27 protein-coding genes are annotated in these 22,789 nt (G+C 71.1%); 16 read left to right on the forward strand and 11 right to left on the reverse strand.

The features are described 5' to 3' along the window. Positions 1-11: 11 nt before the first annotated feature. The 3 genes from ACLQ29_RS29610 to ACLQ29_RS29620 are packed head-to-tail and all read right to left on the reverse strand — an operon-like array spanning position 12 to position 1,387. A complete protein-coding gene (locus ACLQ29_RS29610) occupies positions 12-347 on the reverse strand; it encodes a glyoxalase superfamily protein (protein ID WP_425759711.1) in 336 nt (111 codons plus the stop codon). Positions 348-402: 55 nt separating this feature from the next. After that, on the reverse strand, positions 403-594 hold the full coding sequence (locus tag ACLQ29_RS29615) for a DUF397 domain-containing protein (RefSeq protein WP_425774694.1): 192 nt from the start codon (positions 592-594) through the stop codon (positions 403-405). Then, complete coding sequence (locus tag ACLQ29_RS29620; RefSeq protein WP_425774695.1) at positions 581-1,387, reverse strand: helix-turn-helix domain-containing protein; 807 nt, start codon at positions 1,385-1,387, stop codon at positions 581-583. The genes ACLQ29_RS29615 and ACLQ29_RS29620 overlap by 14 nt, the downstream gene beginning before the upstream one ends. A 417-nt stretch (positions 1,388-1,804) precedes the next feature. Between ACLQ29_RS29620 and ACLQ29_RS29625 the strand changes: the two genes are divergently transcribed. From ACLQ29_RS29625 to ACLQ29_RS29640, 4 genes are read left to right on the forward strand one after another with little or no spacing between them, the layout of a single operon-like run. Next, positions 1,805-2,092: a hypothetical protein gene (locus ACLQ29_RS29625; RefSeq protein ID WP_425774696.1), complete on the forward strand. Its 288-nt coding sequence runs from the start codon at positions 1,805-1,807 to the stop codon at positions 2,090-2,092. Beyond that, positions 2,089-2,364, forward strand: a complete 276-nt coding sequence (locus ACLQ29_RS29630) for a hypothetical protein (RefSeq protein WP_425774697.1) — start codon at positions 2,089-2,091, stop codon at positions 2,362-2,364. Before ACLQ29_RS29625 ends, ACLQ29_RS29630 begins: the two co-directional genes overlap by 4 nt. Before the next feature lie 51 nt (positions 2,365-2,415). Next, entirely contained in the window at positions 2,416-3,807 is a 1,392-nt protein-coding gene (locus ACLQ29_RS29635) for a hypothetical protein (protein ID WP_425774698.1), read from the forward strand. 57 nt (positions 3,808-3,864) lie between these two features. Further along, positions 3,865-4,356 carry a hypothetical protein gene (locus ACLQ29_RS29640; protein ID WP_425774699.1) on the forward strand — a complete coding sequence of 164 codons (492 nt, stop codon included), beginning with the start codon at positions 3,865-3,867 and terminating at the stop codon, positions 4,354-4,356. 30 nt (positions 4,357-4,386) lie between these two features. Here the strand turns inward: ACLQ29_RS29640 and ACLQ29_RS29645 are convergent, their stop codons facing one another. The 3 genes from ACLQ29_RS29645 to ACLQ29_RS29655 form a co-directional block, all read right to left on the reverse strand. Continuing rightward, entirely contained in the window at positions 4,387-5,112 is a 726-nt protein-coding gene (locus ACLQ29_RS29645; protein WP_425774700.1) for a hypothetical protein, read from the reverse strand. 7 nt (positions 5,113-5,119) lie between these two features. Further along, the gene (locus ACLQ29_RS29650; protein ID WP_425774701.1) at positions 5,120-6,040 is read right to left on the reverse strand and encodes an expansin EXLX1 family cellulose-binding protein; all 921 of its coding nucleotides are present in this window, start codon (positions 6,038-6,040) and stop codon (positions 5,120-5,122) included. Positions 6,041-6,330: 290 nt separating this feature from the next. Further along, positions 6,331-6,930 (reverse strand): TetR/AcrR family transcriptional regulator, encoded by a 600-nt coding sequence (locus ACLQ29_RS29655; protein WP_425774702.1) that lies wholly within the window; start codon positions 6,928-6,930, stop codon positions 6,331-6,333. Positions 6,931-7,050: 120 nt separating this feature from the next. Between ACLQ29_RS29655 and ACLQ29_RS29660 the strand changes: the two genes are divergently transcribed. From ACLQ29_RS29660 to ACLQ29_RS29670, 3 genes are all read left to right on the forward strand, one after another. Beyond that, positions 7,051-7,887, forward strand: a complete 837-nt coding sequence (locus tag ACLQ29_RS29660; protein ID WP_425774703.1) for an SDR family oxidoreductase — start codon at positions 7,051-7,053, stop codon at positions 7,885-7,887. A 156-nt stretch (positions 7,888-8,043) separates the two neighbouring features. Beyond that, positions 8,044-9,270 carry an epoxide hydrolase family protein gene (locus ACLQ29_RS29665; protein WP_425774704.1) on the forward strand — a complete coding sequence of 409 codons (1,227 nt, stop codon included), beginning with the start codon at positions 8,044-8,046 and terminating at the stop codon, positions 9,268-9,270. After that, positions 9,271-10,212 carry a redoxin domain-containing protein gene (locus tag ACLQ29_RS29670; RefSeq protein WP_425774705.1) on the forward strand — a complete coding sequence of 314 codons (942 nt, stop codon included), beginning with the start codon at positions 9,271-9,273 and terminating at the stop codon, positions 10,210-10,212. Positions 10,213-10,283: 71 nt separating this feature from the next. Here the strand turns inward: ACLQ29_RS29670 and ACLQ29_RS29675 are convergent, their stop codons facing one another. After that, positions 10,284-10,874 (reverse strand): GrpB family protein, encoded by a 591-nt coding sequence (locus tag ACLQ29_RS29675; RefSeq protein WP_425774706.1) that lies wholly within the window; start codon positions 10,872-10,874, stop codon positions 10,284-10,286. A 143-nt stretch (positions 10,875-11,017) separates the two neighbouring features. Here ACLQ29_RS29675 and ACLQ29_RS29680 point away from each other — a divergent pair, with 143 nt between their 5' ends. Genes ACLQ29_RS29680 through ACLQ29_RS29695 form a run of 4 tightly spaced genes read left to right on the forward strand, consistent with a single transcriptional unit; the run spans position 11,018 to position 14,143 of the window. Next, positions 11,018-11,890: a GyrI-like domain-containing protein gene (locus ACLQ29_RS29680; protein ID WP_425774707.1), complete on the forward strand. Its 873-nt coding sequence runs from the start codon at positions 11,018-11,020 to the stop codon at positions 11,888-11,890. A gap of 20 nt (positions 11,891-11,910) precedes the next feature. Continuing rightward, positions 11,911-12,243, forward strand: a complete 333-nt coding sequence (locus ACLQ29_RS29685) for a PadR family transcriptional regulator (protein ID WP_425774708.1) — start codon at positions 11,911-11,913, stop codon at positions 12,241-12,243. Continuing rightward, positions 12,237-13,190, forward strand: a complete 954-nt coding sequence (locus tag ACLQ29_RS29690; protein WP_425774709.1) for a hypothetical protein — start codon at positions 12,237-12,239, stop codon at positions 13,188-13,190. Before ACLQ29_RS29685 ends, ACLQ29_RS29690 begins: the two co-directional genes overlap by 7 nt. A 17-nt stretch (positions 13,191-13,207) precedes the next feature. After that, entirely contained in the window at positions 13,208-14,143 is a 936-nt protein-coding gene (locus ACLQ29_RS29695) for a hypothetical protein (RefSeq protein WP_425774710.1), read from the forward strand. Between the two features lie 3 nt (positions 14,144-14,146). Here ACLQ29_RS29695 and ACLQ29_RS29700 read toward each other — a convergent pair whose 3' ends face one another. Both ACLQ29_RS29700 and ACLQ29_RS29705 read right to left on the reverse strand, forming a co-directional pair. Then, positions 14,147-14,644, reverse strand: a complete 498-nt coding sequence (locus tag ACLQ29_RS29700; protein WP_425774711.1) for an NUDIX hydrolase — start codon at positions 14,642-14,644, stop codon at positions 14,147-14,149. Positions 14,645-14,689: 45 nt separating this feature from the next. Continuing rightward, the gene (locus tag ACLQ29_RS29705; protein WP_425774712.1) at positions 14,690-15,811 is read right to left on the reverse strand and encodes a M48 family metallopeptidase; all 1,122 of its coding nucleotides are present in this window, start codon (positions 15,809-15,811) and stop codon (positions 14,690-14,692) included. 319 nt (positions 15,812-16,130) lie between these two features. On the opposite strand from ACLQ29_RS29705, the gene ACLQ29_RS29710 reads away from it, so the two are divergent. The 5 genes from ACLQ29_RS29710 (at position 16,131) to coaD (ending at position 20,374) form a co-directional block, all read left to right on the forward strand. Further along, on the forward strand, positions 16,131-16,334 hold the full coding sequence (locus ACLQ29_RS29710) for a hypothetical protein (protein WP_357244995.1): 204 nt from the start codon (positions 16,131-16,133) through the stop codon (positions 16,332-16,334). A gap of 82 nt (positions 16,335-16,416) precedes the next feature. Then, entirely contained in the window at positions 16,417-17,343 is a 927-nt protein-coding gene (locus ACLQ29_RS29715) for a histone (RefSeq protein ID WP_425774713.1), read from the forward strand. A gap of 171 nt (positions 17,344-17,514) precedes the next feature. Continuing rightward, the gene (locus ACLQ29_RS29720; protein ID WP_425774714.1) at positions 17,515-18,945 is read left to right on the forward strand and encodes an RNB domain-containing ribonuclease; all 1,431 of its coding nucleotides are present in this window, start codon (positions 17,515-17,517) and stop codon (positions 18,943-18,945) included. A gap of 91 nt (positions 18,946-19,036) precedes the next feature. Next, entirely contained in the window at positions 19,037-19,735 is a 699-nt protein-coding gene (gene npdG / locus ACLQ29_RS29725; protein ID WP_425774715.1) for an NADPH-dependent F420 reductase, read from the forward strand. Positions 19,736-19,969: 234 nt separating this feature from the next. Next, positions 19,970-20,374 (forward strand): pantetheine-phosphate adenylyltransferase, encoded by a 405-nt coding sequence (coaD, locus tag ACLQ29_RS29730; protein WP_425774716.1) that lies wholly within the window; start codon positions 19,970-19,972, stop codon positions 20,372-20,374. Positions 20,375-20,401: 27 nt separating this feature from the next. Here coaD and ACLQ29_RS29735 read toward each other — a convergent pair whose 3' ends face one another. Beyond that, the gene (locus tag ACLQ29_RS29735; RefSeq protein WP_425774717.1) at positions 20,402-21,652 is read right to left on the reverse strand and encodes a DUF222 domain-containing protein; all 1,251 of its coding nucleotides are present in this window, start codon (positions 21,650-21,652) and stop codon (positions 20,402-20,404) included. Positions 21,653-21,792: 140 nt separating this feature from the next. After that, positions 21,793-22,638 carry a 3-methyl-2-oxobutanoate hydroxymethyltransferase gene (panB, locus tag ACLQ29_RS29740; protein ID WP_425774718.1) on the reverse strand — a complete coding sequence of 282 codons (846 nt, stop codon included), beginning with the start codon at positions 22,636-22,638 and terminating at the stop codon, positions 21,793-21,795. Positions 22,639-22,789 lie beyond the last annotated feature (151 nt).

Genomic DNA, 22,789 nt, shown 5'->3' on the forward strand with positions numbered 1-22,789 from the left:
GCAGTATCGGCTCACCGGTGGGTTGCCCCGACGCGGAGCCGGTTGCCGTCCGGGTCGACCACCTCGAACTCACGTCCCCAGTCCTGCTGTCCGACCGCGCCCACACCGCAGGCAGCAGCCGCGGCATCGATGTCGTCGACGTACAGATACAGCAGGGTGTCCGGCCGCGCGTCCCCGGTGTGCTCCGACAGATGGATCTCCACATCGCCGCGGGCGATGCTCACATACAGCGGCAGGTCAGGGGCGAACCGATGCTCCCACTGCCGCACGAAACCAAGGCGGGAGTACCAGGCCGCCGCAGCGTTGGCGTCAGTGGTCCGGAGGACAGGCGCGAGGCGTTCGGTCACCCCGGCAGTCTTGCACCGAGTTGCGACGAGAACGTCTGCGTTGGTCGGACGCGCCCTACCGCCGCTCGGCGACCTGGTCGACGAACGTGGCCCAGGCTGCCGGGGCGAAGGTCAACGCTGGCCCGGCGGCGTCCTTCGAGTCGCGGACGGCCACCACACCGGGCAGGTTGCTCGCTACCTCGACGCAGTTGCCGCCGCTCGCGCCGCTGCGGGTGGACTTGCGCCACCGGGCGTTACTGAGGTCCATGATGGCTCTCAACTTCCTTCAGCAGGTCGATGGACTGCCGGCGCGGTAGCGCCTCGTTCCGGACGCTCTCCCACCTTGCCTGAAGCGTAGCTACCTGATCGTCCTTGTCGATGACGTCTCCGCCAAGCTGGTTTTCGAGGTGTCCAACCCACACGCCCCCACTCGATCGAGCCAGCGCGAATGGTCCGGACAGCCCGATGTGCAGGCCGCTGGCGATCGGAATGACGTGGACGTGAACGTGCGGAAGCTCGGCCATCGCGACCAGGTGGGCTACCTGTTGGGCCATGATCCCGCCGAGACCATCGCCCGTGCGCCGGATCGTGGCTTCGTCCAGCACGGCGACGAACTGTGGCCGGCGCTCACCGGTCAGGATCGCCTGCCGGCTCATGCGACTCTCCACGCGTTGCTCAACCTCGTCATCGGTGAGGCTTTCGACTGTCCGCAGGACGGTACGGGCGTAGTGCTCGACCTGTAGTAGGCCAGGGATCAGGTTGGGCTCGAAGTAGCGAAGCTGGGCCGCTTCGCGTTCGGCGTCCAGCCAGGGTAGGAACCACGACGGTGCGCCGAACGTCGTCGCCAGGCGCTCGAAGAGCCCACCGTTGTTAAGCGCCCGATCAGCGCCCTTGATGAAGTCGATCGTCAGCGCACGCGTGCCGCCCTCCACGGCGCTGACGTGTGAGGCACTGAAGCCCGCCGCGCGGCCGAACGACTCTTGCGTCATGCCGGAGAATCCTCGGGCGCGGCGGATCTCCCCCACGATGAACGCCGACAACGGACCTGGTACGTCAGCCACGCAACGCTCCTCAACTCGAAGATCGACTACCCGGGGTGCCACACGTCGGAACTCTGTTAGGCCAGGTCAGCCCGGACGCCGGGCGTACCTATCGAGCGTAGTCGTCTCCACAGCAGAGTGTCACCAGGCGGCGCGGCCGGGGGGATCACGAGGCCCGGTGGTCGCGTTCGTAGCGGGGCCGCTGCCGGCGGGCGAGCACTCACGGGAGCGGCCCCTTCCCAATAGACACCAGGGGGAGACCGTGCCCGACAACCTGCCCGAGGTGCCCAAGCCCGAGGTGCCCAAGCCCGAGATGCCAAAGCCCGCGAACCTGGCTGCGACAACCGCCCCCTACGGCCCCCGACCGCCCGAGTCGATGGGTCTCCACGTCCGGCGTTCGGGTGTGAGCCGCGTTTTCGCGTACCCCTGGGGGTTGTGGTGATCGCGACGATGAAGGCCGGCGACGTGGTCCTCCTCACCACGGCCGCGAGCGTGCAGTTCCTGCGTCCGATCTTCGTGCGTGTCATCCGTGAGTTGCCCGAGCGGCACACGTACGACGGCTGGGTGTGGATCGAGGCCTACGAGCTGAACGCCGCCGGCGACGCGGTGGCGCGGAGAGAGTTGTACGTGCGGCGCGGGGGCGTACGGTTCCAGGCCCAGCCCGCCGCGCCGACCACGCCCACCAGGCGCCGGCCCGTCCGCAGAGGTCCGGTGCGGGTCGGATGACCGCCCGTCCTCGCCCACACCTGCCGATGCGCCCGGCGTGGCTGTGCCGCAACTGCGCCGCGCCCTGGCCGTGTGGCCCGGCGCAGCTCGACCTCGCGGCCGAGTTCTACGGTCATTCGATCGCCCTGGCGTTCTACCTGGCGGCGTCGATGCACGAGGCGATCGACGACGTACACGGTCTGGGTCTGCGTCCGAACCTGCCGGCGATGCACGCCCGGTTCCTCGGGTGGTTGTCCCTGGCCCGGCGGCCTCGCCGGTCCGGTCGAGTCTGAGGCCGCGTGCTGGCCGGTAGGGGCGTTGACCCCGTGTCGGAAGATGATCAGGTGAAGCTGCGGCGCCCGTTCATCGACCGCGTGGTCGCGTTCCTGTTCGGGATGCTGCTGCTCGGCGGAGCCGCCTCGGTCGCTCACGGGGCGGTGACGGGAGGTCTCGGCTGGGTCGGTCTGCTCTTCTGCGCGGCGGTTGTGCTGTTCGGCCTGGCGATCGGTGGCCCGCTGGTGCGGCACGCGGTGCTGCCGTTCCGCGTCGACGTCGACGCGAGCGGCTGGTCGGTGCGGACACCGAAGGTCAACCGCTACCTGCGGTGGGACGAGGTCGCGGCCGTCGTGCTCGCCGATGCCCCCGCAACGGCCCGTCGGGGTATCACTGCGGCCCCTCGGCTGCTACTGGTGCCCGCGGTCGGGGTGAGCGTGGGAGTTCCGCCCACTGAGGAGAGTGGTCTGGGAGGCCAGGCCGCCGTGGAGCTGTGTCAGTTGAGTGAGGTGGACTACGGACAGGATCTACTCCTACGGGACCTGGCCGCGCTGGCCGGTGACCGTTTCCACAACCTCTGCCGACAGCTGACACGGCCAGCCGGCGCGATCCCGTTGCGGCGCTTTCCCGACGAGCCTGACCACGCCCGGTTGACACGGTGGCTGGATCGGCGCAGGGCCCTGCTGTTCGCCGGCTGGTACCTGCTCGTCCTCGTCCCCGCACTGCTGCTCATCGGCGTGGCGACACACGGCGACGAGCTGCTCGGCGGGATCGTGCTTGTCGCGTGCGTGGTGGGGATCGTCGCCGCGACGATCAAGATCTGGCTCATCTTTGGCGACTGCCGGGACCTGGTGGACGGGTCAGCGATGATCAACGGGACGGACCTCGTGATCGGCGTGGACGCCCCCACCCACCCGACGAGCCTGCACTCCGGAATCGTCGACATTCTGCGACCCGGCTCGGTGCGGGGCTACGGCAAGGCTTGGCTGCTCACCCAGCCAGGACACAAGGGGCGTCCGATCGCCGACCTACTGCTCAGCGATCCCCGCACCGGACGGCTACGTAGCCGAGACGACCTCTGCGCGTTGGAGGCGGTCCTGCGAGTCTCCCCGTACGAGCGGGACCGCTCCGCTGGGCGGCAACTCCAGGAATTGGCGATGGCGGCACCCGAGACGTCGCCCAGCACGCTCGCACCAGACGCCCTGCCCGCCTCCGCATACGCGAGTGCCCTCTGGCACGCGGTGCAGGGGGTGGGGCGCGCTGTGGTGCTGCTCGGCGTCGTGGGCACCGTCGGGATCGTGGGCGGTCGGGCGGGCGAGGACTCTGCAATTGTGGGCGCTGCCCTGATCATCGCCGCCGTCTGCCTGTTCGGCGTGTGGCTCCTGTACGCGTTGTACCGGACGTGGGGGCTCCTCGACGTACTGCTCACGATCGCGGCACGAGCGATCCGCGGAGCCAGGTAGGCACACCGGCGTGGCCGAGGCGAGACATGGCGTGCCCCGCCCGCTTAGCCTCGGGTCGTGGACACCACACTCCTTCGCCGGCTCCGGGTCGAACAGGCCCGAGCGCTGCTCGATGGCGTCGACCCGTACCACGCGGTGATGCTGGCCTGCGACCTGCTGGTTGCCGGCGTCGACGGTGAGGCCGTCGTGGCGCTCGCGTCGGAGTCAGCTCGGACACTGTCGGCGCACGACGCGGATCGGCGTCTAGCGGCGGTCATCGCCGAACTCGGGCTCTCGGAGCCGGACGTGTCAACCGCTGTGGCACTGATCGCGGCCGACACGTCCGAGCGGATCCTCGACCGGCGCATCACCGCCGAGGTGGGGACACACGGTCTCTACGTGGTGGGATACGAGGGCAGTCAGCTGGACGATCTGCTTCCGGCCGTCACCGCGCTTGCCAGTCGTCTTGAGGACGACCTCGGCGGACGGGCCGACGACGAGCTGCGGACCCAACTCGCCGCGCTGGCGCGGACCATCCTGGGCCGCGAGCCAGCCGAAGATCCGGCTTGACGGGTCCGGAAGCCTCAGCGCGGCTGCCGGTCACGACCGGCCTCGTCGACGGGGGTGGTGGACCGACATCGGTTTCAGGTCCTCGTGATTCAGTCGGTGCGCGATGGCCTGGGCCTGAAGATCCGGGTCAGTACCGTCGACCGGGAAGGTCATGACATATCTGCCCGGCAAGGCATAGCGCTCCCCGCTCAGGGCACGAGCGTAGTAGCCGATCTCGACAACATCCGGGCGGTCCTCGGGTGCGCGGATCGCGACGTAGCTGCGGATCCAGGCTCCGCCGTCCTGCCCCCACCCGTCACACCAGACGGTGGCTTGGAGGCTCTCGGCAACCGAGCGGGCCGGCCACATCCGGTTGGCTCGCTCCGTCGCCCGGGCAATCTCCTCCGCGTACGCGTGCAAGTCGAACCGGAAGTCGCCCAGCCCGATCTCCGGTCCTTCCTTCAGTACCCTGCCGATGACTGTCAGCCGCCAACCGTCCCACGTCACTTCATTGCCGGCCCGACGAACGAAGACCGTTAGTCTGTCCTCGCTCGTGTCGGATCCGCCTACCTGGACCTCTCGGGCTTCCGGTGTGGCAGCGAGCCCATTCGGTCCCAGCAACCACGAAGGCATCGATCCCGCTACCGGCTCTCCATGGAAGCCGTCGGGCGGGTACGTCGACGCCACGACGTCCACGCCGTTGACGAGCACCCGCAGACGGTGCGAGAGGAACTCGGCGGGAAACAGCAGCGGCTCCAGCCGTAGGACATCGACCACCGCGCGGTCAGCAGCGGGGGGCGTTGAGCGGGGCGGCACCGGCGAGCGCTTCGACGGTCGCCGTTGGCGCGACCGATTCGGACGGAGTCGGCGAGGGCGCGACGGACGGCGGCGCCGAGGGTGAACTGCTGGGCGTGGGTGTGGGGGCGGTGAGGACGGCCGTGCTGCGTTGGACCTGCTTCGTGACCATCCGGATGGCGGTGGCGGTCGCCTGGCGCCCGTACACGTCGGTGACCCTGATGCTGTACGGCCCGGCGCCGAGGCCACCCTCGACGGTCCAGTAGTTGTCGCTCTGGCGGGCCGCCTTGCGGAAGCCACCGCCGGGCCCCTTCGCCTCGACCGAGCGGAGCGGGTTGCCGTGGTTGCCGACCTGCACCGCGAACCAGTACCGCGAGGCGCCGCCCTTCAGCCGGAAGGTGAGGCCGCCGTCGAGCGGAGGGTTCACCGCCGCCCGGTACGTCACCTGCGCGATGCCCTGCGCCCGGTCGGCAATCTTGGTGAACGCCTCGGTGGAGAGGTCGATCTTGCCGGTCCCGCACCCGCCGCACTGGTCCATGACCATGACCCGGACGGTCCCCTTCGGGCCGGTCACGTCCAGGTAGCTGCCGCAGGCCGCGGACCCGGAGTACGCCGACGAGCCGACGGCCACGTAGAGCCGGTCCGCCGGTGGGCCCGGGAAGGAGCAGTTGCCGCCCGAGCGGCCGGCGTCGTAGAAGCTGGCCTTCACCTTGTGGACGGTGTTTCCCGTCGGTGGCGCGGCGCAGGCCGGGGTGGCGCCGCCACGGACGGCGAGGGTGATGCCGAGTACGGCGGCCAGGGCGGTGACTCCGGCGCCGGTCAACAGGTGTCTGACCCGCCGATTCCGCCGGGGTGTTCCGTTGGTGTCGTCCGGGGTGTCGTTCGCGGGGTCCGTACCTGGTGCCGTCACGGCGCCTGATGTTGCCGCACCAGCTCGCGGCGGTGCAACAACGCCGGCCTGACATCCGCGCTGCCGTCACCGACCGTGTCGGCCGCGGTCACTCGCCCCAGTCGAGTTGATGCTCCGGTACGCCGACGCTCCGGCCGTGCTGAAGGGCTCGACTGTAGGCGGCGCGCCTACTGATCCCGGACGGGCCACGCCAGCCAGGCTCCTCATCGGCGGGCGCGCTCCACTCGGCTTCACGGAAGGCGCGGTGTCCTGGGGCCCGGGATGGGCCGGATTCATGGAAGCCGAGTGGATCAAGCGGGCCGGCGGGGGCGCAACCCGTTGAGGGCGGTGCTGACGACGAGGTCGGCGTAGTCGGCGGTGAGCGGGCCGCTGCGCTGCGACCATCGGCTGAACAACGGTCCCCAGATCAGGTCCACCGCCACGTCCAGGTCGATGTCCTCGGCCAGTTGTCCGGCCTGTTGGGCGCTGCGCAGGCGCTGCCGTTTGGCCTCCTTCAACGGCCCGTCCAGGCGTTCGGCGTAGGCCGCCGCCAGCTCGGGGTCGAGCGCGATCTCGGTGGCCAGCGCGCGCATCGGCTGCTCGTATCGGGGGTCGTTCATCTCCTCGACCGTGGCGCGGAGCACAAGAGTCAGGTCGGCGGTCAGGTCGCCGCTGTCCGGCAACGTCGGCGGCCCACCCTCGGTGGCCTCGCTGAGCATGAGGAAGGCGTCGAAGATGACCGCGCCCTTGGACGGCCACCAGCGGTAGATGGTCTGTTTGCCGACGCCGGCGCGCGCGGCGATGCCCTCGATGCTGACCTTCGCGTACCCGATCTCCTGGAGCAGGTCGAAGGCCGCGGTGAGGATGGCGCGTCGGGAGGTCTCTCTCCGGCGGGCCGTGTTGGGCGTCATGGGGCACCACGATATCAGTGGCGAGACGAACCGTCTCGTCTTGACGGCAGGGGTGACGCGGCCTAATCTCCTTCGTAACGAGACGGACCGTCTCGTCTCGCTTGAGGAGTGGAGACCGACATGCGTACCTGGTTCATCACCGGCGCCAGCCGCGGCCTGGGCCGCGCCTTCGCCGACGCGGCGCTCGATCGTGGGGACCGGGTGGTCGCCGCCTCCCGGACCATCGCCCGGGACGACTTCGACGAGCGGCACGGCGACCGGCTGCTGGCGCTGACCCTCGACGTGACCGACCGGGCGGCGGTCTTCGCCGCCGTGGCCGCCGCCGTCGAGCACTTCGGACGGCTCGACATCGTCGTCAACAACGCCGGCACCCTGTCCATGGGAATGGTCGAAGAGTTCACCGAGGCGCAGGCGCGAGCCCAGTTCGAGGTCAATCTATTCGGCGCGTTGTGGGTCAGTCAGGCGGTGCTGCCGCAGTTGCGCGCCCAACGGTCCGGCCACATCGTGCAGGTGTCCAGCATCGCCGCGCTCGGCGGTTTTCCGAGCACCGGAATGTACAGCGCGAGCAAATTCGCCCTGGAGGGCATGAGCGAGGCGTTGGCAATGGAGGCGGCGGCCTTCGACATCACACTCAGCATCGTGCAGCCGGGCGGTTACTGGACCGACCTCTACACCAGTCTGAGTGCCACCAATCCGATGGCGGTCTACGCGCCGCTGCGCACCGAGCTGGAACGGCAGTGGGCGCAGGGATCGGTCGACAGCGAACCCCGGCTGGCCGCCGAGGCGTTGCTGCGCCTTGTCGACAGCGACGACCCGCCGCTGCGGCTCCTGCTCGGGAGCATGGTGTACGACCTGGCCTTCGACGTCTCCCGCCGGCGGATGGACACCTGGGCGGGCTGGGAGCAGGTCAGCCGAGCCGCCGAGCACGCGGTAGCCGCCCCCGGGCAGGACCGGTGAGGGACTGCTCGTATCGCCACGAGCCCGGGGCACGGCGTTCTAGGCTCCGAGATATGGCGGCGGCGTGCCCATCTCGAATTGGCACACACGTCCGGGCAGAGCCTTCACCCCATGATTCCCCTCACGAGGCGCAAACCTAGACGGAGAGGAACACGCATGGCTGTCAAGACCAAGACTCGCCCCGGCACCACGGAGATTCGGCCGTTCTCGGTCGACATTCCCCAGGCGGACCTGGACGACCTGAAACGGCGCATCGCGGCCACCCGCTGGCCGGACAAGGAAACGGTGGACGACCAGTCGCAGGGCGTGCCACTCGCGACCATTCAGGCCGTTGCCCGCTATTGGGAGAAGGAGTACGACTGGCGCAAGGTCGAGGCGCGCCTGAACGCCGTACCGCAGTTCATGACCACCGTCGACGGCGTCGACATCCACTTCATCCACGTGCGCTCGAAGCACGAGGACGCGCTGCCGCTGATCGTCACCCACGGGTGGCCCGGGTCGGTGATCGAACAGATGAAGATCATCGAACCGCTGACCGACCCCACCGCGCACGGCGGCAGCGCGTCGGACGCCTTCCACCTGGTGATCCCGTCGCTGCCGGGGCACGGCTTCTCCGGCAAGCCGACCGCGTCGGGCTGGAACCCGGAGAAGATCGCGACCGCCTGGACCGAGCTGATGAAGCGTCTCGGCTACTCCCGGTTCGTCGCCCAGGGTGGCGACTGGGGCGCGGTGATCGTGGACCAGATGGGCAAGCAGGCGCCGCCGGAGTTGCTCGGCATCCACACGAACATGCCCGGCGCGGTGCCACCCGACATCGACCTGTTGTTCCAGGGCGACACGACGGGCGCGAACAACGCCATGGGCTCGCTGCCGTCCGGTCTGTCCGACGACGAGATGCGCGCCGCAGAGGAAGTCAACTACGTCTGGAAGCACGTCGCGTACGCCCTGATGATGGCGACGCGTCCGCAGACGTTGACCGGGCTGGCGGATTCCCCGGTCGGCCTGGCGTCCTTCCTGCTCGACCACGACGCGAAGAGTCTGGCCCTGATCGCGCAGGTCTTCGACGGGGCCACGGCGGGCCTCACCCGCGACGACATCCTGGACAACATCTCGCTCTACTGGCTGACGAACACCGCGGTCTCCGCGTCCCGGCTGTACGCGGAGAACAAGCTGTCGTTCTTCGCCGCCAAGGGCGTGAACGTCCCGGTCGCCGTGAGCGTCTTTCCCGACGAGCTGTACGAGGCGCCGCAGAGTTGGGCCGAGCAGGCGTACCCCAACCTCATCTACTTCAACAAGCTCGACAAGGGCGGGCACTTCGCGGCCTGGGAACAGCCGAAGATCTTCTCCGAGGAGCTTCGTACCGCCTTCCGGTCGCTGCGCTAGATGGCCGTGCACCTGCCCCCGCTGAACGGGGCGGCCGAGTGGCTCAACTCCGAGCCACTCGGCCTCGCCGACCTGGGTGGGCGCGTCGTCCTGGTCAACTTCTGGACGCTCACCTGCATCAACTGGCTGCGCCAGGAGCCGTACGTGCGGGCCTGGTCGCAGGCCTACCGCGATGACGGGCTGGTCGTGATCGGGGTGCACACCCCGGAGTTCTCGTTCGAGCACGACGTCGACTGGGTGCGGCGGGCGGTGGCGGCCCGGTCGATCGACTACCCGGTGGCTGTCGACAACGACTACGCGATCTGGCGTGCCCTCGCCAACCAGTACTGGCCGGCGCTGTACTTCGTCGGCACCGACGGGGTCATCCGGGACGAACACTTCGGTGAGGGCCGCTACGAGCAGTCCGAGCGGGTGCTTCAGCAACTGCTCGGCATCGAGCGGAAACCCGTACCCGTCAAGGGGCTCGGCCCGGAGGCGGAGGCCGACTGGGGCAACCTGCGCACGCCCGAGACGTACCTCGGTTTCAGTAGGGGTGAACACTTCGCGTCGCCGAGCGGCCCGGCGCTCGACGAACGCCGCGCCTACGACCTGCCGGCGAGCCTGGGCCTCAACCAGTGGGCGCTGGCGGGGGAGTGGACGATCGGGCCGGAGAACGTCGTTCTGGACCGGGCCGGCGGTGGCATCGCCTTCCGGTTCCACGCCCGCGACGCGCATCTCGTGCTGGCCCCCGGGGCGGGACAGTCGATCCCGTTCCGGGTGCTGCTCGACGGCGAGCCTCCCGGCCCGTCCCACGGCGTCGACGTCGACGCCGACGGCAACGGTGTGCTGGCGGACGGCCGCCTCTACCAGCTCATCCGCCAGGACGGCGTGGTCGGCGAGCGGACCCTGGAGATCACGTTCGGCGAGCCCGGCGCGGCGGCGTACGCCTTCACCTTCGGATAGGACCCCGAGAGCCACCCGAGCCGTGCGGGGTCCCGGACCGCTGAGCGCCGGCTGGCAGTCGTCGGCGGGCCTCACGCGGCGAAGATGTGCGCGTAGATCTCGTCGATGACGTCGTTCTTCGCCAGGCTGTAGTCGCGTGGCCGGTGCGCGGTGTCCCGCGCGAGGCGCCGCTTCGTCGCGGCGTATAGCTCCCGGTCGTGCGGGTGTGAGCGCAGCCAGTCGCGGAAGAGCCGATGGCGGACGGGTTCCGGCGCGTGCTGCGGCCAGACGTGCAGGTTGACGTCCTCGGCGGCGCTGAGCAGCATCCGGTGACCGTGCCACCAGGGCTCCCGCAGGACGAGCCGGTAGCCGAGCCGTTCCAGGGTGGGGAGGTAGCCGGACTCCTCGGCGGTGTCCTCGATGACCAGGTCGACGTCGATGACGGGCTTGGCCGCGAGCCCCGGCACCGCCGTGGACCCGACATGTTCCACCCCGATGACCAGACCACCCAGCGCCTCGGTGAGCGACGAGCGAACGGCGACGAACCGCCGCGCCCAGGCCGGGTCGTACTCCTCGATGACGACGGACTCCCACGTCCGTGGCGGCTCGCCCACCAGACCGGCGTCGACCTGTTCGGGGGTGCCGTGGAAACGCTTTACGACGTCCTGCGGATACTCGGCCACGGCAACCTCCTTCGGAACCAAAGTCCGCCAGGCTACGACACGACGATCGGTGCGCGCGCACCCGACCGATGCGGGCAGCGGATGTCGGGTGGGCCACCGACCCGGCCGCCTAGCGTCGGTGCTCGACAGGGAAGGAGGCCCGGGTGCTGGAACGGCTCAACGAGGCCATGGCGTACATCGAGCGGCACCTCGACCAGAAGATCGAGGTGGCCGAGCTGGCGCGGATCGCGCTGACGTCGGAGTACCACTTCCGGCGGCTGTTCTCCGCGCTTGCCGGAATGCCGCTGTCGGAGTACATCCGTCGGCGTCGGCTCACCGTCGCCGGTGCGGACGTGCTGGCGGGGGAGCGGACGTTGCTCGACGTCGCGGTGCGCCACGGCTACGGATCGGCCGAGGCGTTCGCCCGTGCGTTCCACGCCGTGCACGGCGTGGGGCCCGGAGAGGCCCGGCGTACGGGGGCAGCGTTGCGCGCCCAGCCCCGGATGTCCTTCCGACTCACCGTGGAGGGGAGCGGCGACATGGAGTACCGAATCGTCGACAAGGACGCGTTCGCGCTGGTGGGGCGCAAGGCCCGGGTCCCGCTTGTGCACGAGGGGATGAACCCGGCGATCGTCGCGTTCGTCCGGAGCATCGACACGGAGACGACCGGGCGGATCGAGGCGCTCTCCGATCAGGAGCCGGCCGGGATCGTCAACGTCAGCGACAACCTCGCCGACACCCGGGAGGAGGGCGCCGAGCTGGACTACTGGCACGGGGTGGTGACCGGCGCCGTGCCGCCGGAGGACCTGGACGCGCTGCCGGTGCCGGCCGGAAACTGGGCGGTGTTCACCACCTCCGGTGCGTTTCCGCAGGCCGTGCAACACCTGTGGCGGGACGTGTTCACCCAGTGGTTTCCGTCCAACCCGTACCGCAGCCGGCCGGGACCGGAGATCTCCCGGGTGCGGGTGTCCGCGGACGGCGCCCAGGCGGACGCCGAGCTGTGGATTCCCGTCGAACGGGTAACCACCCCTATGTAGAGTTCCGATACAGTGGTCGGATGCGGATCACGATTCCGGTCGCGAAGGTGCTCGCGGCGCTGCTTGCCGAGCCCGACGAGCAGCGCTACGGGCTGGACCTGATGCGATTGACAGGCCTGCCGAGCGGCACCCTCTATCCGGTGCTGCACCGGTTGCAGGGGGCCGGCTGGCTGGCCGCCGACTGGGAGGCGATCGACCCGGTGGCGGCCGGCCGGCCCGCCCGCCGTTACTACCGCCTCACCGCCGAGGGCGTGGCGCAGGCCCGCCAGACCCTCGCCGACCTGCGCGCCGCGATCCCCGACGGTCGCCCCTCCTGGGGCGGCACCGAGCCCACCGGGGCACCGGCGTGGTGACCCGCCGGGCCGCCGAACTGCTGTTGGAGATGGCCGTACGCCGCTGGCCGGCCGAGGTTCGCGACGACCTGCGCCGCGAGTGGGCCGCCGAATTGCACGTGCTCGCCGAGAGCGGCCGCTGGACGACGATGGTGGGCTTCGCGGCGAGCCTCGCCGTCAGCCGCGCCGGTGCCCCACTCGTCGACCGCGCCCTGCTGAGTGGTCGGGCCGGCCGCACCGCCGCCGCGCTGCTGCTGGCTCCGATCGCCTGCGTCGGGATCGTGCTCGGCGGCGCTGCCGTGATGTACCGGGCCCAGATCTGGGTGTGGGTGAGCTGGCCGGAACGGGCGCAGAAACCGCTCTGGGCGGCGTTCACCGTCGGGCTGGGCGTCCTGCTGGCGGTGTTCGCCGCGCGATGGGCCCGGCACACCGCACTTGACGGCCCGCTGCGTATCGCGCTCGGCGTGGTGCTCCCCGTCGGTGCGACAGCCATCGTGCTGATGACCGTCATCGGCCCCGAGGGCCCGGCCGCCGTATCCGGTCTGCTGCTCTGGTTGGCCGGCCTGACGCTTGCCCTCTGGGCCGCGGCGAGTCTCGCCGCCCGGGGTCGCCTCCGCGCCGCCTGGTGGGTGGGCGTCCTCGGCGCGCTCGTCGCCGCGGACCTCGCGGTGATCCTCGTCGTCGTCGACACGTTCCCCGGCGGAATCGGAGCTGGGCCGACGATCGACGCACGGGACCGCGTCGACCCGATCTCCGCGCCGCTGTGGCTCTTCGCCTGCTGGACGGACTGGAACTTCGGCCTGCCCCGGCCGATCGAGTGGGAGATCTTCCTGATCACCAATCGGGTGCTTGTGGAGCCCATGCTCTACCTGGCCTGCACGCCGTACGCGCTCGCCTACACCATCCGGGCGGCCCGGTCGGCGCCCGCCGCACCCGTCGTCGCACCGACGGGCGCTCCGGCGTGGTGACCCGTCGGGTCGCCGAGATGTTGCTGGGAGTGGCCGCGCGTCGGTGGCCCGCCGACGTCCGCGAGGAGCTGCGCCGCGAGTGGGCCGCCGAGGTGCACGTGCTCGCCGAAGACGGCCGCTGGACGAGGATGCTGGGCTTCGCGGCGAGCCTGGCGGTCAGCCGCGCCGGCGCCCCGCTCGTCGACCGCCGCCTGCTGCGCGGTCGGGCCCGCCGTACCGCGGCGGCTCTGCTGCTGTCCCCGATCGCCTGCGTCGCGATCGTGGCCGGCAGCGCGGTGGCGATGAATCTGGTCTACAGCTGGCTGACGATGCGGGTGAGCTGGTCGACGCGGGCGCAACTGCCGCTCTGGTCGACGCTGACGGTCGGCTTCGCGGTGCTGCTGGCGGTGTTCGCGGCGCGGTGGGCTCGGCACAACGCCCTCGACGGCCCGTTGCGCATCGCGCTCGGCGTGGTGCTCCCGGTCGGCGTGGCCGTCACCCTGGTCCTGTACCTCACCAACGCCGACAGCCTGACCCGCTCCGTACCCGGGCTGCTGCTCTGGTTGGCCGGGCTGACGCTCGCCCTCTGGGCGGCGGCGAGTCTCGCCGCCCGGGACCGCCTCCGCGCGGCCTGGTGGGTGGGCGTCCTCGGCGCCCTCGTCGCCGCGGATCTCGCGGTGATCCTCCTCGTGGTCGACACCATTCCCGGTGGCACCGGCGTCGTCACCGCCGACGGAATGCCAGCCGACACCGTCGACCGGATCTCCGCGCCGCTGTGGCTTCTCGTCTGCTGGACCGACTGGAACTTCGGCCTGCCCCGGCCCACCCCGTGGGAGATCTTCCTCGTCACCGACCAGGTGCTTGTGGAACCCATGCTCTACCTGGCCTGCACGCCGTACGCGCTCGCGTACACCATCCGGGCGGCCCGGTCCGCGCCCGCCGCGTCGGTCACCCTCGCGCCGACCACGGTGTGAACCTCAGTCGGGTACGTCGTCCCACGTCGTACCCGGCTCCAGGTAACCGGTCACCTGGTTCTCCCGCAGCGCGTAGGCGATGACCAGCAGGGCGTGCTTGTCCAGCTCGGGCAGCCGGTCCAGGGCAAACCACCGCACGGCCAGCGACTCGTCGTCGTTGACCCGGGCGGTGCCGGCCACCAGTCGGCACAGGAACCCCAGGTTCAGGTATTCGCAGTGGTCCCCGTTGGGGTACGTGTGCGGATGCGAGACGGCGCTGGACATCCGCACCGGCGCGACGTCCAGGCCGGTCTCCTCGCGGACCTCGCGGACCAGCGCGGTGGCCGGCTGCTCGCCCGGCTCGACGAAACCGCTGATCACCGACCAGCGCCCGTCGTCGGCGCGCTGGCCGAGCAGCAGCTCACCGGCGTCGTTGCGGATCACGGCGCTGACGCTCGGCAGCAACAGCAGGTCGTGACCGACGTGCCTGCGCATCCCCGCGATGTAGTCCGGTATCGCCATCGGGTGATCATAGGCCGCGACCCCGCTGGCCAGCCGTCGCGCGGGTCAGCCCGCCCAGACGACGCTGCGGCGAAAGCGCTCGTACTCCTTGGCCAGTTCGGCGTCGATCCGCTCCATCCGGGCCTCGGTGAGCACCACGGCCGGGTCCTGCCACGTGCGTGCGGCGAGCATCCGGCGGCGCAGTCCGGTCGGTGGATGGAAGGCGAACAACGACGCCTCGTCGCGGACGGACAGTTGCCGCAGCAACGGCAGGTGGGCGGTGTTGGCCGCACGGGACTCGGCCAGCGCGCGCCGCCACCGGTCCGGGCCGTGTCCCGCCTGGGTCTCCCGGCGTACGGCAAGCGCCAGCGACTCGGTGGCGAGCAGTGTGTCGAGGAAGTCGGTCGCGGCGGTCGTGCCGGCGGCCCGGGCGGCGAGTTCGTCGGCGAGGTACTCCGCACGCTGGCTGTCCCGCAGGGCCACCGTCACCAACAGCAGGTGCGCGACGAACAGCACCCGGGACACCACCCACTGGAACGCGCGGCCCAAGGCGTCGCCCAGCATCTCCACCAGCCCCTCGCCGACGGTGGTTCGCACCGGCCGGAACAGGTCGGAGGCCGAGGCGAGCATGTCGAACGCGGGCTGCGTGAGCAGGCCCCGGCGCGGATCACCGTTGACGAAGTGGCCAAGCTCGTGCCCGAGCAGCGCCACCCGCCCGCCGGCGGGCAGCGAACCCCAGAGCGGCAGCCCGAGACCGAGCACCTTCCGACGCCGCAGACCGACCGCGCCGGCGTACGCGTTGATGGCGTCATCCACGCCGACCACGTCCGGCACCGGTGCCCCGATCGCCGTGGCCACCTCGTCGATCAGGCCGAACAGCTCCGGAGCCTGGTCGCGGGTGAGCACCTCCAGTTCCGGGTCGAGCCGACCGAACCGGGGCCGCAACGCGATCGCGAGCCCGACCATCGCCACACCCGGCACGATCGCGAGATTGGGAAAGGGGAACGCCACGACCAGCCACCCGCCGATGACCGCGAGCGCGAGCACCGCAGCGACCAGGAGCAACGAGGCCGCGGCGGTGAGCGTTCGGGCCACTCCCGATCCGTCGCTGCCCAACGGTCGCCCGACCAACTCGGTGAACTGCCGCCCGGTCGCCCGGAACGCCATGCGGTAGGTCCATCGGTCCATCCAGCCCCAACCGAACTCGCGTCGGCGCCGCGCCGGGTCGTAGGCGTCCAGATTCCATTCGCAGCCGGGACACCAGGGCACCGCGTGACGAACCGATGCCGCCTTCGCCCCGCATCCTGGGCACGCCCCCGTGCCGATTCCCGTATTGATCACGACGCAGATCATGCCTGGGCCCATGATTGCGGCGGAACCAGCTGTTCGTCCTGGCCTATTTCGGGCGTTTCGGCCCGGACGGGCCGATGCATATCTACTGTGGAGAGGGTCGGCGACTTGCGCGATCCGGTGGCGGCCTGCCGGTTCGCGGTGCACAGTGATTCCCATGAGCGACAGCGAACGTGGTGGGCAGTTCTACTGGTGCACCCGGCATCACCGGGTCGAGACGGACGCCAACGTGTGTCCGGCGAAGCACGTTCTCGGCCCGTACAACTCGGCGGCCGACGCGGAGAACGCCCTGCAACGAGTGCAGGAGCGCAACGAGGCGTGGGATGCCGAGGACGCTCGTTGGGCCGGGGAGGACAAGTAGACGGCGCGGGACGTCCCGCGCCGAGGTATTTCGTGCTCCGCGAGGACGCACGCGAGAGCACGTCCCCAAGGAGGGAACCACGATGGCCGAAGCACAGCAGGCCACCACCCGCCCGACCGTCCGGCGCACCACCGCGAAGAAGACCGCCGCGGCGGAGCGAAACACGGCGGCGAGCCGGACCACCCCCGTGCGCAAGTCCACCGCGGCGGCGGCGAAGGCTCCGGCCCGCAAGGCTGCGGGCGGCGCGGGGCGCGCCCCGGCGAAGAAGACCACCACGGCGGCGAAGAAGGCCCCGGCCACGAAGACCACCACGGCGGCGCGGAAGGCCCCGGCGAAGAAGGCCGCGACGACGGGCGTGGCGGCCAGGAAGGCCCCGGCGAAGACCTCGACCGCCGCCCGCAAGACGACCACCGCCGCGAAGCGGGCCTCGGCGTCCACGGCGCGGAAGAGCACCACCGCCACGGCCAGGACAACGGGTACGGCGAAGAAGACCACGAGCGCCGCGAAGAAGACAACGGGTACGGCGAAGAAGACGACGAGCGCCGCGAAGAAGACCACCAGCGCCGCGAAGAAGACCACGAGCGCCGCGAAGAAGACGACGGCGTCGGCGGCGAAGCGGACCACCGCCGCGGCGAAGGCGCCCGCTCGCAAGGCCGCGACCAAGGCGTCAACCGTGAAGAAGACCGCCGCCAAGAAGACCGCCGCCAAGAAGGCCCCGGCGAAGAAGGCCCCGGCGAAGAAGACGACGGCCAAGAAGACCGCGTCCACCCGCCCCAGCGGCGGCGTCCGCAAGGCCGCGGCGAAGAAGGCCCCGGCCGCGAAGGCGACAGGCACGTCGTCGACCACCGCCCGCAAGGCGGCGGCGAAGAAGGCCCGGGCGAAGAAGACCGTCGCGGCCAAGGTGCCGGCCCGCAAGGTGACCGCCCGCAAGTCGCCGGCCCGCCCGGTCGCCGCCCGAGCCACAGCCCCCCGGAGTACGCGCAGCACCGCCCGGAAGGCCACCGGCTGAGCGCAGGCCGCCCCGGCCCGCCACCGGCTCAACCGACGGTCGTGGCGGTGCGGTGCGGTGCGCTGCTGCTGCTGCTGCCGTCGTCGGGAAGCACCTCGCCGGCGGCGGTTCGACGGAGATGTCGGCCGGTCACCGGAAGCGGATCACCGTCGACGCTGTCAGGATTGACCCGTGGTCATCCGACGCGTACTCGCGCCCCGCATCGACTTCGGCGCGCTGCGCCGCGAACTCGGCCTGCCCGAGGGCTTTCCGGCGGCCGCCCAACGGGAGGCCGACGCGGCCGCCGCCGCGCCACCGCGGCCGTCCGTCGACCGCACCGACATACCGTTCGTCACCGTCGACCCGGCCAGCTCGCGGGACCTGGACCAGGCGATGCACCTCACCCGCCGTCCGGGCGGCGGCTACCGCGTGCGGTACGCGATCGCCGACGTCGCCGCGCACGTCGACCCGGGTGGCGCGCTCGAGGAGGAGACGTGGCGGCGCGGGCAGACGGTCTACCTGCCCGACGGTCACGTGCCGCTGCACCCGCTGACGCTCAGCGAGGGCGCGGCCAGCCTGCTGCCGGACGATGACCGGGCGGCCGTGGTGTGGACCATCGACCTGGACGCCGACGGCGCCACGGTGGCCGTCGAGCTGGAACGCGCCCTGGTGCGCAGCCGCGCCAAACTCGACTACGCCGGGGTGCAGGCAGCGGCCGACGCCGGACGACTGCCCGAGCCGATCGCGCTGCTCCCCGAGATCGGTGACCGGCTGACCGCCCGGGGGCTGCGTCGCGGCGCCATCAACCTGCCGCTGCCCGAGCAGGACGTGGAGCCCGACGGCGACGGCTGGCGGCTGGTGCTGCGGGGGCCGGTGCCGATGGAGGAGCACAACGCGCAGATCTCCCTGCTGACCGGCATGGCCGCCGCCGACATCATGCTGGCCGGTGGGATCGGCCTGCTGCGGACGATGCCCGCCCCGAAACCGGAGGCGGTGCAGCGGCTGCGGGCGGCCGCCGCCCCGCTGGGCGTGCACTGGCCGGACGGCGCGGGCCCCGGCGAGGTGATCGCCCGCCTGGACGCCGCACAACCACGCTCGGCCGCCTTCATCGACCAGGCAGCCGAGTTGATGCGCGGCGCGGCGTACACCGCCTTCGACGGCACGCGGCCGGAGCACCCGGAGCACGGGGGTGTGGCCGCCGCGTACGCCCACGTCACGGCGCCGTTGCGACGCCTGGCCGACAGGTACGCCACCGAGGTCTGCCTGGCCCTGCACGCGGGCCGGGACGTGCCCGACTGGGCGCGCGCCGCGCTGCCCCGGCTGCCCGAGGTGATGGCCAGCACCGACCGGACGGCCTCGGCAGCCGCCCGGGGCGCCGTGGAGCTGGCCGAGGCGGTGTTGCTGGCGGACCGGGTGGGGGAGACCTTCGACGCGGCCGTACTCGACGTCGACGCACCGCCCAACGGCAAGTCCCGGCCCCGCCCGCCCGGCGGAACGGTGGCCCTGGACGCCCCACCCGTCCGAGCCCGCTGCCTCGGCGCGCTGCCGCTCGGCGAGCGGGTCCGGGTCCGCCTGGTCACCGCCGACCCGGCCGCCCGTACGGTGCTGTTCGAGCTGGCCTGAGCGAGGGTGCCCGGGGTGGCGTCCCGGGCAGCGGGGATTGTCACAGCGTCTGGCGCTGCTGACCGACCGGGCGGTTTGCGAGGATGAGCCCATGGCATACGACGCGAGCACGCTGCCCGACGTGTCCGGGCTGACGGTCGGCATCATCGGTGGCACCGGAGATCAGGGTCGTGGCCTCGCCTACCGGCTCGCCCGGGCGGGGCAGACGGTGCTGATCGGCTCCCGATCGGCGCAACGGGCCGCCGAGTCCGCCGCCGAGATCGCCGCGCTGCCCCGGATGCCGGCCGACGCCCGCATCACCGGCGCGGCCAACGACGAGGTGGCCCGCCGCAGCGACGTGGTGATCATCGCGGTGCCGTGGGACGGGCATGCCGCGACCGTCGCCGCACTCGCCGAGCCGCTCGCCGGGACGATCGTCGTCGACTGTGTCAACCCGCTGGGCTTCGACAAGCAGGGCCCCTACGCCCTCACCGTCGACGAGGGCAGTGCTGTCCAGCAGGCTGCCGCGTTGCTGCCCGACTCCCGCGTCTGCGCGGCGTTCAACCACGTCAGCGCCCCGCTGCTGGCCGACCCCGAGGTCGACCGGATCGACCTCGACGTGCTGATCTGCACCGAAGACCGTGAACTCGTCGACATCGTCGGGGCGCTCGCCGCGCGGATCCCCGGGATGCGCGGCATCTACGCGGGCCGGTTGCGCAACGCCCACCAGATCGAGGCGTTCACCGCCAACCTGATCGCGATCAACAAGCGTTACAAGGCACATGCCGGCATCCGCGTCACCGACCTCTAAGGCCTGTTTCATAAGAACTGGCCGGCCTGCGGCGGGCCCGGACGACGACCGGCGGCGTTGCGGTTTCGTTCGGATACAACACCGGTATCCGAACGAAACCGCGCCTTGCCGGATCGCCGCCCGGACTCCGCCTCGGCACGACCGCCCTTATGAAACAGGCCTTAGGGTGCGGCCGTGACACCCGAACCACGGGCCGGGCCACGTTCGACGGCACGCACTCCCGGTCGTATACCCGTGCGTGCGGTCTACCCCGGCAGCTTTGATCCCTTCACCCCCGGGCATGTCGATGTGGTGAAGCGGGCCCGCGACCTCTTCGACGAAGTGGTGGTGCTGGTCGCGGTCAACAGCGCCAAGTATCCGGACGCCGACGAAGAGGAGCGCGCGGCCGCCGTCCGGGCCATGCTGCCGGTCGGCTGGACCTCCGTCTCCGTCGCGGCCTGGAACGGGTTGACCTCTACCTACTGCCGACGCCATGACGCAGGAGTGATCGTCCGCGGCGTACGTAACACCACCGATCTCTGGGCCGAATACCAACTCGCCGCGATGAACCAGTCGCTTGGCGTCTGCACGGTATTCCTGCCTGCGCGGCCCGAACTGGCCGCGGTGTCCTCGACCGCGGTGCGCGCGCTGAGGAAGTGACCTTCGTTCACGCAGCCGTGGGCCGCCTCACGTTCGTCGGTGGTAGTGGTTGCGGCGGGGGAGTCGCTCGGGGTCGAGCCAGGCCGGTGGGGTGAATTGCGGGTGGCCGTCGTTGCCCAGCTCGACGGTCCAGTCGCTGTGGTGGAGGTGGCGGTGGTGGTAGCCGCAGAGCAGCACGGCGTTGGCCAGGCTGGTGGGGCCGCCGTTGGTCCAGTGTTGGATGTGGTGGGCGTCGCACCAGTGCGCGGGGCGGTCGCAGCTGGGGAACGCGCAACCGCGGTCGCGGAGCACCAGGGCGCGTCGTAGCGGGCCGGTGACGAGTCGACGTTGTCGGCCGACGTCGAGGGGTTGCCCAGCCCCGTTGAGGACGGCGGGGAGGATGGCGGCGTCGCAGGCGAGCCGGCGCACGGTCTCGGCGCTGAGGTGTAGGCCGGTGTCGAGAGCACCGGCGCCCAGCTGTCGGGTCAATCCGTCGTAGGTGGTGGTGACGACGACCTGGGTGGGGTCGCCGCCGTTTTCGGGCAGGTCGCCGGTGCGCAGGGCGAGTCGGCAGACGTCGGCGAGGGCGTCGTGCCGGCGTTGGCCTGGAGTGCGGTTGTCGTCCGGGCCGGACGGGGCTGTCAGCGGACCGATGGCGGCGCGCAGCACGGCGGCGGCTTCGGCGTCGAGGATGCCGCTGAGGCGTAGCCGTCCGTCGGAGTGCTCGCTGACGGTGACGTGCCGGTCGCGGGCGGCCCGCGACTCGGCCACCCGCAGTGCCGCTTCGGCGGCGGCATCGGCGATCTCGGGGGCGACGTGGTCGAGGATGCGGGTGCCGAGTCTGCGCAGCAGGGTGGCGTCGAACTGGGCTGCCCAGTCGACGAGGACACCGACGGCCTTGTCGGCGGCTTCAGGCCCGGCAGTGTTGTGCACGGTGGCGACGGTGTCGGCGATGACGCGGACCTGCTCCACGTCGACCGCCCCACCGGCCAGCGCGTCGCGCACCCGGGGCGGGGCGATGTCGAGCGCTGCGGCAAGCTCGACCAGGCGGCGGGCGGCACCGACGCCGAGATGTAACCGGTCGCGTAGCCAGACCGCCGTCGATGATGCGCCCTGCGCGGTCGCGGTGCCTCGGCCGTCCAGCTCGCGCACCAGGGTCAGCTTGATCGCCGCGAGGCGTTGCTCAATGCGGTGTGCGGCGTCGAGCGCGGTGATCAGGTCAGGCTCGGTGAGAGCCCAGGCGGCGGCGGTGGTGCAGGCGGCGACCACATCCTCTGCCAGCGCCAACTCCCCAACCATGACCACACAATAGAACAGACGTACGACAGAAAGTGTTCACCATGATCGATTGGCCGGCCGTCGGCGCCGGCCGCGCGGACGCCGACCAGTCCGCCCCCGGACCAGCCCGGTCCGTGGACCAGGCTGGTCCGTGATCCGGGCTAGAAGGTGTGCTCGGCGGTCGGGAAGTCGCCGCCGCGGACCTCGTCGGCGAAACGGCGGGTGGCGTCGGTGAGGGCGCCGGCCAGGTCCGCGTACCGCTTGACGAAGCGTGGCGCCTTGCCGGTGCGCAGCCCGGCCATGTCCTGCCAGACCAGGACCTGCGCGTCGGTGTCCGGGCCCGCGCCGATGCCGACCGTGGGGATGGGCAGTTCGTGGGTGATCCGCTTGGCCACCTCGCCGGGCACCATTTCCAGCACCACCGCGAACGCGCCCGCCTCGGCCACCGCCCGCGCGTCGGCGAGCACCTCGTCCGCCGTGTCGCCCCGACCCTGCACGCGGTAGCCGCCCAGGGTGTGTTCGCTCTGCGGAGTAAAGCCGATGTGCGCCATCACCGGGATGCCGGCACCGACGATCGCCGCGATCTGCGCGGCGCAGCGACGACCACCCTCCAGCTTCACCGCGTGGCAGCCACCCTCCTTCATGAACCGGACGGCGGTGCGCAGCGCCTGGGTCGGCCCCTCCTCGTAGGAGCCGAACGGCAGGTCACCGACGACGAGTGCCTGCCGGGTCGAGCGCACCACGGCCCGTACCAGCGGAAGCAGGTCGTCGGCGGTGACCGGCAGGGTCGTCTCGTAACCGAACACGTTGTTCGCGGCCGAGTCGCCGACCAACAGCACCGGCACGCCGGCCTGGTCGAAGATCCCTGCGGTGTACTGGTCGTACGAGGTCAGCATCGGCCACCGTTCGCCGCGCTCCTTGGCGGCGATCAGGTCACGGGTGCGGACCCGACGGGCGACCGGTCCGCCGTACAGCGCGGTCACCTCGTTCGGAGTGGACTCCACCATCTTCGTCTCCCTTCCTCGAGGCCGCCTGCGCGGTCCCCGGGTTCCGTCGCGATCGTCGCACCGCGAGACGGGGTGACGGCAGAGCTCAGTGCGAGATGTCACTCCATCGCGAAACCGCGAGGCCCGCGCCACGCGGCCCACGCGAGGCGGC

Source organism: Micromonospora sp. DT228 (assembly GCF_049841595.1).
Lineage (GTDB): Bacteria > Actinomycetota > Actinomycetes > Mycobacteriales > Micromonosporaceae > Micromonospora.